The organism is Duganella caerulea (assembly GCF_040362985.1).
In the GTDB taxonomy this organism is placed as follows: domain Bacteria; phylum Pseudomonadota; class Gammaproteobacteria; order Burkholderiales; family Burkholderiaceae_D; genus Rugamonas; species Rugamonas vulcania.
This window is the reverse complement of record NZ_BPWJ01000004.1, coordinates 652,816-660,351: the sequence shown is the minus strand read 5'-3', so window position 1 is coordinate 660,351 and position 7,536 is coordinate 652,816. Positions and strand designations below refer to the sequence as shown.

Below are 7,536 nucleotides of genomic sequence, written 5' to 3'. Positions count from 1 at the left end.
GTTCTTCGGCGTGTCGCACAGCTCCTACAACGCCACGCTGGCTTACGAAAAGGGTCCGGTCAGCGCGCGCTTGTCCTATGTATGGCGCTCCGCCTTCCTGGCCAAGAACGAGGCGGCGTTGTTTGCCAATCCGATTGGTATCTGGCGCAGTCCGGAAAAGAGTATCGACATGCAGGTCTCCTATAAAATCAACGACCGGATGTCGGTCGATATCAGCGGTGTCAACCTGACCAACGAAATGCAGCAGCAGTACTACCACTTCGGTAGTGCCGGTACGCCGCAGTTGACCAATTTCGGTACGCTGCAGACCGGACGTTCGGTCTCGGCTGCCTTGCGCTGGCAGATGTAAGCCTCGCTGGACAGAAAGGGCGTTGCCTGGTTCACGCCGGCAACGCCCTTGTTCATTTTACCTGTGCCTATCGACAGCGGCCCGATCTGGAGTTGGGACGCCTTGGAGGCCAGGTACGTGGTATTTGATCAGGGCGACACAGCTACCGTCACCGACGGCAAGTGGCGGTGGAATGGTATCGAGGGTATCAACTTCTTTATAGACGAATCGCATATAGCCGCCTTTGCAGTGGTGGAGTACGGCAAAGGCATTCCTTATCCAGCTGACAGGGGCCGCTTTGAGCGGCAGCAAAGGTCAGGCCGCGAACGCGGGGCGGCGAGATATGTAGACCGGAATCGCCGAAATGCCAAATTCGTTAGACTGAAATTGCGGGTGCGAATTACAGACCGGATTAGACCGATTCAGCTCCAACCAGACCGATTTAGACTAAGTTGCGATTTAAGCGGGATTACAATGGCGGTCACCGTACACCGACACTCAGGAGTTCCATGAACCGCTTCGTCTCTTTCGCGCTGGCAGCCATCGCCGCCATCGCCGCCGTCCCCGCGCTGGCCGCGCAACCGGCCACCGTCCGTCTCGATTACATCCACAGCGGTAACGCGCTCAACGAAAGCTACGCGATGGAGCGCGTGGTGATCGAGCCGCTGCCTTGGCCGGGCGACATGCGCCGCACCATCGACGACACCAACCGCGGCAACAACATGGTCGAAGTGGTGGACGCCAAGACCGGCGAGCTGCTGTACTCGCGCGGCTTCTCCACCGTGTTCGCCGAATGGCGCAGCACCGACGAGGCGGCGCACGCCAGTCGCGGCTTCCAGGAATCGGTGCGCTTCCCCAAGCCCGACCATCCGGTGCGCGTGCGCATCCTGAAGCGCGACGACCGCAACGCCTTCTCGGTGGTGTGGACCGCCGATGTCGACACCGATGCGATGGACGTGGTGCGCAAGCAGGTGCCGCCGGCGTCGATGGCGGCCGCGCCCAAGCCGATCGCCATCCGCGTCAACGGCCCGTCGCCGGACAAGGTCGACCTGCTGATCCTGGGCGACGGCTACACCAGGGCCGACATGCCCAAGTTCGAGGCGACCGCGCGCAAGCTGGCCGACCACCTGTTCGCCACTTCGCCGTTCAAGGAGCGCGCCAAGGACTTCAACGTGTGGGCGCTGGCGCTGCCGACCGAGGAATCGGGCGTGTCGCGGCCATCGACCGGCGTGCATCACGCCTCGCCACTGGGCACGCGCTACGACATCTTCGGCAGCGAGCGTTATGTGCTTACCACCGACAACCGCGCGCTGCGCGAGCTGGCGCAGTACGCGCCGTATGAGTTCATCGAGATCCTGGTGAACAACGAGACCTACGGCGGTGGCGGCATCTTCGGCCAGTTCAGCACCGCGGCGGCGGGCAACGACTGGGCCAACTACCTGTTCGTGCACGAATTCGGCCACCACTTCGCCGGCCTGGCCGACGAGTACTACACCTCGCCGGTGGCCTACCAGTCCAACGGCACGCGCCAGGAACCGTGGGAGCCGAATGCGACCGCGCTGCGCGATCCGGCGCATCTGAAATGGAAGAAGTTCGTCAAGGACGGCACGCCGCTGCCGACGCCGTGGCCGAAGGAGGCGTATGAAACCGCGTCGCGCGCCTACCAGAAGGAGCGCACCGCGCTGCGGGCGGCCAACCGGCCGGAGGCCGAGATGAGCGCCTTGTTCCGCAAGGACCTGGAGTCGACCAACGCGCTGTTCTCGAAGGACCCGAACTTCCACACGGCGGGCGCGTTCGAGGGCGCGAACTATGAGGCCAGCGGCTATTACCGCCCGCAGATGCAGTGCATTATGTTCGACCGCAGCGAGCGGTTTTGCGCGGTGTGCGCCGACGCCATCGGCACCATCATCGATTTGTACTCGCGTCCGGGGGCGGCCAAGTAATTCCTGTTTGGTACGATACCGTACAGAGTGGTTCAGCTCATCGGCATATTCTGGATGCCAGCAACGCATCCCGTTGAACTTTGAGAGGAACCATCATGAACAAAATTATCGCCACCCTGATCGCCGGTCTGTTCGCCACGGTTGCCTATGCCCAGAACACGCCGGCCACGGTCAAGGCTGAAAATGAAGCCAGCAAGGACGTCGCCAAGGCGCAGCAGAAGGAGTTGAAGGCCGACGCCAAGGCCGACAAGAAGGCCGACAAGGCTATCGCCAAAGCCAACAAGACCAATGACACCGCCGCCGCGCACGTCGAAGTGGAGAAAGCCAAGGCCAACGAAAAAGTAGCCAAGGCCGATCCGGAAGACAAGGCCAAGGCGGAAGCCAAGGGCGACAAGGCGGTGGCCAAGGCTGAAGAAAAGGCCAACAAGAAGGCCGTGAAGGCCGACGCCAAGGCGATCAAGGAAACCGTTGACGCGACCGCCGACAAGGCCATCGCCGCCAACAAGACCGACGCCGTCAAGGCCAAGTCCGCGGCCGAGGTCAAGGAAGCCGCCGCCAAGCATTAAGCTACGCACCAAACTGCAGGCAGCATGAAAAAAAGCCCGCCGGCGTGAAGCCGGCGGGCTTTTTTTGTGCGCACCGTTCCTAGATGATCGGTGTCAGCGCGGTGGGCTTGATCCTGGTCGCCAGCGCCTTGCCTTTGCGGGCGCGCTTGCCGAAGTGGACCGCCAGCGCGGAGGCCGAGAGCCGCTCCTCCTGCGCCTTGCCGCCACGCCCGATGCCGGAGACGATCACGCCTTTCTGGCTGATCGGCTTGGCCGCGATCAGGGTCTCCTTGTCGTCGAGCTCCATCAGGATCACGCCGCGTCCGCCGTTGGTCAGCACCTTCATCTCGTCCATGCCGAACACCAGCACGCGCGCGTTGGCCGACAACACGGCCACCGCGCTGGCGCTGTCGGCGATCACCGCCGGCGGCAGCGGCACGTCGCCGTCCTCCAAGGTGATGAAGGCCTTGCCGCCCTTGATGCGGCTGACCATGTCGCCGGCCTTGGCGATGAAGCCGAAGCCCGCGCTGGTGGCCAGCATCAGCTGCGTGGTGCCGCTGCCGGCGAAGTAGTGCTGGATGCGGGCGCCGGACGCCAGGTCGATCAGCGTGGTGATCGGCACGCCGTCGCCGCGCGCGTTCGGCAGCGCGGCCACCGGCACCGAGTACACCTTGCCGTTGCTGCCGAAGGCCAGCAGGTTGTCCACCGTGCGGCATTCGAAGGCGCCGTACAGCGTGTCGCCGGCCTTGAAGGTGAATTGCGCGGCGTCGTGGCCGATGCCGGTGCGCGCGCGTATCCAGCCTTTTTCCGAGATGATGACGGTGACCGGTTCGTCCACCACCTTCTGTTCCACCACGGCTTTCTGGGCTTCCTCGATCAGCGTGCGGCGGGCGTCGCCGTAGGTCTTGGCGTCGGCGTCGATTTCCTTGATGATGGCGCGCTTCATCGACGATGGGTTGTCGAGCAGGTCCTGCAGCAGGCCTTTTTCCTTGCGCAGCTCGGCCAGTTCCTGCTGGATCTTGATCGCTTCCAGGCGGGCCAGCTGGCGCAGGCGGATTTCCAGGATGTCCTCGGCCTGGATCTCCGACAGGCGGAAGCGCTCCATCAGCGCCGCTTTCGGTTCGTCCGAGTTGCGGATGATGTGGATCACTTCATCGATGTTGAGCAGGATGGTCTCGCGGCCCTCCAGGATGTGGATGCGCGCGTCGACCTTGCCCAGCTTGAACTGCGTGCGGCGGGTGACGGTGGCGAAGCGGAATTCGATCCACTCGCGCAGGATGTCGCCCAGGCCCTTCTGGCGCGGACGGCCGTCGCCGCCGATCATCACCAGGTTGATCGAGGCCGACGATTCGAGCGAGGTGTGCGCCAGCAGCAGCAGCATGAATTCGGTCTGGTCCTGGTTCTTCGATTTCGGTTCGAACACCAGGCGCACCGGCGCGGCGCGGCCCGATTCGTCGCGGATGGTGTCGAGCGAATTGAGGATCAGCGACTTGAGCGCCAGCTGTTCCGGCGACAGCGCCTTCTTGCCCATCTTGATCTTGGGGTTGGTCAGCTCCTCGATCTCCTCGAGCACCTTCTGCGACGAGGTGCCCGGCGGCAGTTCGGTGACCACCGCCTGCCACTGGCCGCGCGCCAGTTCCTCGATCTTCCAGCGCGCGCGCACCTTCATGCTGCCACGGCCGCTCGCGTACATGTCGCTGATCTGCGACGGCGGGGTGATGATCTGGCCGCCGCCCGGGAAGTCCGGGCCGGGCATCATGGCCATCAGTTCGCCGTGGCTGATCTTCGGGTTGCGGATCATGGCGACGGCGGCCTGCGCCACCTCGCCCAGGTTGTGCGACGGGATTTCCGTCGCCAGGCCGACCGCGATGCCGGAGGCGCCGTTGAGCAGCACCATCGGCAGGCGCGCCGGCAGCAGGCATGGTTCCTCGGTCGAGCCGTCGTAGTTGGCCTGGAATTCCACGGTGCCCAGGTTGATCTCGTCGAGCAGCACCTTGGCGATCGGCGTCAATCGGGCTTCGGTGTAGCGCATCGCTGCGGCGCCGTCGCCGTCGCGCGAGCCGAAGTTGCCCTGGCCGTCCACCAGCGGGTAGCGCAGCGAGAAGTCCTGCGCCATGCGCACCATGGCGTCGTACACCGACTGGTCGCCGTGCGGGTGCAGCTTGCCCAGCACGTCGCCCACCACGGTGGCGGACTTGCGCGGCTTGGCGGTGCTGTTCAGGCCCATTTCGTTCATCGCGTACAGGATGCGGCGCTGCACCGGCTTCTGGCCGTCGCACACGTCCGGCAGCGCGCGGCCCTTGACCACTGAGATGGCGTAGTCGAGGTAGGCGCGTTCGGCGAAGGTGGACAGGGTCAGCGTGTCGCCGCCATCGCCGTCGCCGCCGTCGCCCAGCGGACCGCCGCCGTCGCCGCCATGGCCGCCGCCGTTGCCGCTGCCGCCGGCGCCGCCGCTTTCGCCGCCCATGCCGCCGAAGACGCTGGCGCTGCCGTGATCGCCGCCGGTGCCGGCATGCGCGGCGTCGTCGGCCTGCGCGTCGATGTCGCCGGTGTGCGCGGCCTGCGCCGCCGCCGGAGCGGATGCTGCCGGCTGCGCGGGCGCGGCAGGCTTGCCGGCGGCTTCAGGCGACGCCGGTTCGTCAAAGAGATTTGCTTGAGTCATAGTTCGGTTCTAATTAGATGTCTGCTTCGGCTTCGTTGCCGTGTTCTTCGATCCAGGCGCGGCGCGCGGCCGCTTCGCCTTTGCCCATCAGCATATTGAAGCGCGCGGCCGATTCGCCGTGGCCGTAGCCGCCCAGCGACACCGGCAGCAGCCGGCGGGTGTCCGGGTTCATCGTGGTTTCCCACAGCTGCTCGGCGTTCATCTCGCCCAGGCCCTTGAAGCGCGAGATCGACCAGGCGCCTTCCTTCAGGCCGTCCTTGCGCAGCTTGTCCTCGATCGCGGTCAGCTCGCCGGCGTCCAGCGCGTACAGCTTCTGGATCGGCTTCTTGCCGCGCGCCGGCGCGTCCACGCGGAACAGCGGCGGGCGGGCGATGCAGATGTTGCCGTTGGCGATGAGGCCGGGGAAGTGCCTGAAGAACAGCGTCAACAGCAGCACCTGGATGTGCGAGCCGTCCACGTCCGCGTCGGACAGGATGCAGATCTTGCCGTAGCGCAGACCGGACAGGTCGGGCGTGCTGTCGACGCCGTGCGGGTCGACCCCGATCGCCACCGAGATGTCGTGGATCTCGTTGTTGGCGAACAGGCGGTCCTTGTCGGTCTCCCACGAGTTGAGCACCTTGCCGCGCAGCGGCAGGATGGCCTGGAATTCCTTGTCGCGGCCCATCTTGGCCGAGCCGCCGGCCGAGTCGCCCTCGACCAGGAACAGCTCGGTGCGGGTGGCGTCCGACGATTCGCAGTCGGTCAGCTTGCCCGGCAGGACCGCCACGCCGGACGACTTCTTCTTCTCGACCTTCTGCAGCGAGCGCAGGCGCGACTGCGCCTGCTTGATGACCAGCTCGGCCAGCTTCTTGCCGTAGTCGACGTGGTGGTTCAGCCACAATTCCAGCGCCGGCTTGGAGAAGGTCGACACCAGCCGCACCGCGTCGCGCGAGTTCAGGCGCTCCTTGATCTGGCCCTGGAACTGCGGGTCCAGCACCTTGGCCGACAGCACGAACGAGACGCGCGCGAACACGTCCTCGGGCAGCAGCTTGACGCCCTTGGGCAGCAGCGAGTGCATCTCGACGAAGTTCTTGACCGCGCCGTACAGGCCGTCGCGCAGGCCCGATTCGTGGGTGCCGCCGTTGGGGGTGGGGATCAGGTTGACGTAGGATTCGCGCACCACGGCGCCCTGTTCGGTCCAGGCCACCACCCAGGCCGCGCCCTCGCCCTCGGCGAAGCCCTCGGCGTCCGGCGTGGCGAACTGCGCGCCCTCGAACAGCGGGATCAGGGTCTCGCCGTCGGTGGCCTGGGCCAGCGCCTCGGTCAGGTAGCCGCGCAGGCCGTCGTTGTACTGCCAGGTTTGCGATTCGCCGGTCTTGGCGTTGGTCAGCGTGACGGACACGCCCGGCAGCAGCACGGCCTTGGAGCGCAGCAGGCGCTGCAGCTCGGTCTGCGAGATGGCGGGGGAGTCGAAATACTTGGCGTCCGGCCAGGCGGTGACGCGGGTGCCGGACTTCTTGCCGTCGCGCGGGGCCACCACGGACGACAGCGGCTCGACCACGTCGCCGTGCTCGAAGGCCAGCTTGTGCAGGCCGGTGCCGTCGGGCTCCTTGCGCCAGACGGTGATCTCCAGCCGCTTGGACAGCGCGTTGGTGACCGACACGCCGACCCCGTGCAGGCCGCCCGAGAAGGCGTAGGCGCCGCCCGAGCCCTTGTCGAACTTGCCGCCCGCGTGCAGGCGGGTGAAGACGATTTCCACCGTCGGCACGCCCTCTTCCGGGTGCAGGCCGACCGGGATGCCGCGGCCGTCGTCTTCCACGGTGATGCTGCCGTCGGCGTTCTGCGTGACGATGATGTTTTTGCAATGTCCGCCCAGCGCCTCGTCCGAGGCATTGTCGATCACCTCCTGGATGATGTGCAGCGGATTCTCGGTGCGGGTGTACATGCCCGGGCGTTGCTTGACGGGTTCGAGCCCCTTGAGGACCCGGATGGATGCTTCGCTGTAGTCGGAAACTGGTTTTTTAGTGGCCATACGTGATCAAGCTGATAATTTCGATACTGGGTTTATGTACAGTTTTA

4 protein-coding genes and 1 pseudogene are annotated in these 7,536 nt (G+C 65.4%); 3 read left to right on the top strand and 2 right to left on the bottom strand.

Annotation, left to right across the window (positions count from 1 at the left end; translation table 11 throughout):
• The 3 genes and pseudogenes from ACUJB0_RS15785 to ACUJB0_RS15775 form a co-directional block, all read left to right on the top strand.
• A pseudogene (locus ACUJB0_RS15785) lies at positions 1-349 on the top strand (TonB-dependent receptor); the annotation flags it as partial.
• Between the two features lie 488 nt (positions 350-837).
• Positions 838-2,271: an IgA Peptidase M64 gene (locus ACUJB0_RS15780; protein WP_444846047.1), complete on the top strand. Its 1,434-nt coding sequence runs from the start codon at positions 838-840 to the stop codon at positions 2,269-2,271.
• Between the two features lie 95 nt (positions 2,272-2,366).
• Positions 2,367-2,837, top strand: coding sequence for a hypothetical protein (locus ACUJB0_RS15775; RefSeq protein ID WP_444846046.1), 471 nt, complete (start codon positions 2,367-2,369; stop codon positions 2,835-2,837).
• 79 nt (positions 2,838-2,916) lie between these two features.
• Here ACUJB0_RS15775 and parC read toward each other — a convergent pair whose 3' ends face one another.
• Complete coding sequence (parC, locus tag ACUJB0_RS15770; RefSeq protein WP_444846045.1) at positions 2,917-5,478, bottom strand: DNA topoisomerase IV subunit A; 2,562 nt, start codon at positions 5,476-5,478, stop codon at positions 2,917-2,919.
• 13 nt (positions 5,479-5,491) lie between these two features.
• Positions 5,492-7,489, bottom strand: a complete 1,998-nt coding sequence (locus ACUJB0_RS15765; protein ID WP_444846044.1) for a DNA topoisomerase IV subunit B — start codon at positions 7,487-7,489, stop codon at positions 5,492-5,494.
• Positions 7,490-7,536: the final 47 nt, after the last annotated feature.